The 1,426-nt window shown below is 50.4% G+C and carries 1 rRNA gene; it reads right to left on the reverse strand.

The annotated features are described in order from the left end of the window. Nucleotides 1–1,426 (reverse strand): 23S ribosomal RNA (locus SSCH_RS04985); the annotation flags it as partial.

Consider the following 1,426-nt stretch of genomic DNA (forward strand, 5'->3'; position numbering starts at 1 on the left):
ACTAGAGGTTTTTCTCGCCATGTGTGGGATCAGCCACTTCGGTACTTATTTTTCCCTCGCTCTCGCTTCTCGGGATTTGTGACCTGACGGGTTTGCCTATCAGGTCTCCCTACCAGCTTGGACGGGCTCTACCAACGGCCCGCTGTGCCTACCCTCCTGTGTCACCCCATCGCTATTAACGGCTTACCGGTGGTATCGGAATTTCCACCGATTGTCCATCGCCTACGCTTTTCAGCCTCGGCTTAGGTCCCGACTTACCCTGGGCGGACGAGCCTTCCCCAGGAAACCTCGGGCTTCCGGCGGGCAGGATTCTCACCTGCCTTCTCGCTACTCATACCGGCATTCTCACTTCCAGCCGCTCCAGCATACCTTTCGGTACACCTTCTGTGCTGCTGGAACGCTCCCCTACCAGTTTAGTGGTTGGTCGTTGGTAATTAGTCGTTAGGATTCCACGCTTGTCTTAATCGGTAAAGTTGTTTTCCTATTGTTGTGTATTCATTGCTTAGTTGTTTGTACTCGGCTTCTGTCAAGTAGCCAAGTTCTCTTACGAAATCAAGCAGTACAAGTACTTCATTACATGAACCGAGTGCGTTTCTTAAAAAATGCTGGAACTCTGCTTTTGCGTCTCTTCTGCCGTATCCTTCGGCTATGTTTAGCATTATCGATACTGCTGCTCTCCTTAGTTGACTTCCAAGTTCATACTTTTCATATGCAGGAAAGCTTTGAGTTTTTTTTGTGTATGTTTAATGCTTGCCGATATGCCTTTTGATAGACAGTTAATTTTTTGTATCCAGGCATCTTTTCTTCTCCTAACTACTAACCACTAACGACAAACCACTAAACTCCGCGGCTTTGGTGTCAGGCTTGAGCCCCGTTACATTTTCGGCGCAGGGCCACTTGACCAGTGAGCTATTACGCACTCTTTGAATGGTGGCTGCTTCTAAGCCAACATCCTGGTTGTCTGGGTAGCCCCACATCCTTTCCCACTTAGCCTGTACTTGGGGACCTTAGCCGGCGGTCTGGGCTCTTTCCCTTTTGACTATGAATCTTGTCACCCATAGTCTGACTCCCAGGTTCTCTCTTTATGGTATTCGGAGTTTGAAAAGGTTCGGTAACGTGGTCGACGCCCCTAGCCTGATCAGTGCTCTACCCCCATAAAGTATCCCCTGAGGCTAGCCCTAAAGCTATTTCGGGGAGAACCAGCTATCTCCGGGTTCGTTTAGCTTTTCACTCCTACCCACAGGTCATCCGCCGGCTTTTCAACGACGGTCGGTTCGGGCCTCCACGAGAGGTTAGTCTCGCTTCACCCTGCCCATGGGTAGCTCACCCGGTTTCGGGTCTGCGCTATGCAACTCTTTCGCCCTCTTCAGACTCGCTTTCGCTGCGGCTTCCAGCCTTTTAAGCTTTAACCTCGCTGCATATCGCA

The sequence above is a fragment of the Syntrophaceticus schinkii genome, assembly GCF_000946815.1.
Taxonomy (GTDB): Bacteria; Bacillota; DSM-12270; order Thermacetogeniales; family Thermacetogeniaceae; genus Syntrophaceticus; species Syntrophaceticus schinkii.